General features: G+C 80.2%; 2 protein-coding genes. One reads left to right on the forward strand and one right to left on the reverse strand.

The window, feature by feature from the left end; genetic code table 11:
- A partial coding sequence (locus GTR00_RS20910; RefSeq protein ID WP_205706331.1) for a DUF2470 domain-containing protein occupies positions 1 to 732 on the forward strand: 732 nt, incomplete at its 5' end.
- A gap of 42 nt (positions 733 to 774) precedes the next feature.
- On the opposite strand, the gene GTR00_RS23155 is transcribed toward GTR00_RS20910, so the two are convergent.
- On the reverse strand, positions 775 to 1332 hold the full coding sequence (locus GTR00_RS23155) for an aggregation-promoting factor C-terminal-like domain-containing protein (protein ID WP_407659760.1): 558 nt from the start codon (positions 1330 to 1332) through the stop codon (positions 775 to 777).
- Between the last annotated feature and the right edge of the window lie 36 nt (positions 1333 to 1368).

The raw sequence follows: 1368 nt of genomic DNA on the forward strand, positions 1-1368 counted from the left end.
GCCCCCCACGCCCCCGCCGCGCGCGGCGGCGGGGGCACCCAGGCGCACCGCGTGCAGCACCTCACCGACTCGCGCGGGGAGCTGCTGCTGCTCGTGGGCACCGGCGAGGCGGTGCACGAGCGGCTGGAGGAGCTGGCGCGCGAGGCGGCCGGGGCGCCGGCGGGCGCCTCCGGGGTCCCCGCCGTGCTCGACGTGCTGGACGTGCCGCCCGGGCAGGCGGCGCTGCCGCGCGCCCGGCTGTGCGCGACCGGCTGGGTGGAGCGCGTCGACGCCGCCGGGCAGCGAGAGCTGGCGCAGGCGGCCGCGGCGGCGCTGCCGCTGGGCGCGCTGCTCGACGTGGGCACCACGCGCGCGCTGTGGCGCCTGGAGGTCGCCGACGTGCGGGTGACGACCGCCGAGGGCGTGCACCTGCTCGACGAGGACGCCGTCGCGGCCGCCACCGCCGACCCCTTCTACGCCGACGAGGGCGGCGTGGTGGCGCACGTGGAGGGCCTGCACCGCGACGCGCTGGTGGCGTGGGTGCTGCGCGAGCTGCCCCCCGAGCAGGCCGTGCGCGCCCGGGAGGTCTCCGTCGTCGGCGTGGACCGCTACGGGCTGGACGTGCTGGTCACCGCGGGCACCGGCACGCGGGTGCTGCGGGCGCCGTTCCCCCGCCCGGCCGCCGGGCCGCACGAGCTGCGCGCGGCGCTGTGCTCGGCGCTGGGCTGCCCGTGCGGGGGCCTGGACGGCTGAGACCCCGGCCGGCTCCGGCCGGGGTCCTCGAGCCCGCCGGGCTCAGTACCAGTTGTGCGACTCGGAGTGCGCCCACGCCGAGCAGGGCGTGCCGTAGCTGCGCTCGATGTAGCCCAGGCCCCAGGTGATCTGGGTGACCGGGTTGGTCTCCCAGTCCGCCCCGGCGGTGGCCATCTTGCGCCCGGGCAGGGCCTGCGGGATGCCGTAGGCGCTGGAGGTGGGGTTGTCGGCGGTGTGGTCCCAGCCGCTCTCCTTGGTCCACAGCGAGTCCAGGCAGGAGAACTGCTGCTCGCCCCAGCCGCGCTCGGCCGCCAGGGCGCGGGCCACGCCGCGCGGGTCGCGCTGGGCGCTGCGGGCGGCCTCGGCGGCGGCCGCGGCCTCGGCGGCCAGGCGCGCCTGCTCGGCGGCGACGCGCTCGGCCTCGACGCGGGCGTCGGCGCTGGTGCGCAGGTCCTGCGCGGAGAACCACGCGGCGGCGGTGGTCACCTGCCGCTCGGCGCGGGCGGCGGCCAGCAGGTGGTCGGGGACGGCGGCCTGCGCCTCGGGCGCCGGTCCGCCGGTGAGGGTCGCGCCGCCCAGGACGGCGGCGCTGACGGCCACGACGCCCGGGCCCGCCAGCCACGACCAGCGCCGGGC

Source organism: Kineococcus indalonis, from assembly GCF_009906395.1.
In the GTDB taxonomy this organism is placed as follows: domain Bacteria; phylum Actinomycetota; class Actinomycetes; order Actinomycetales; family Kineococcaceae; genus Kineococcus; species Kineococcus indalonis.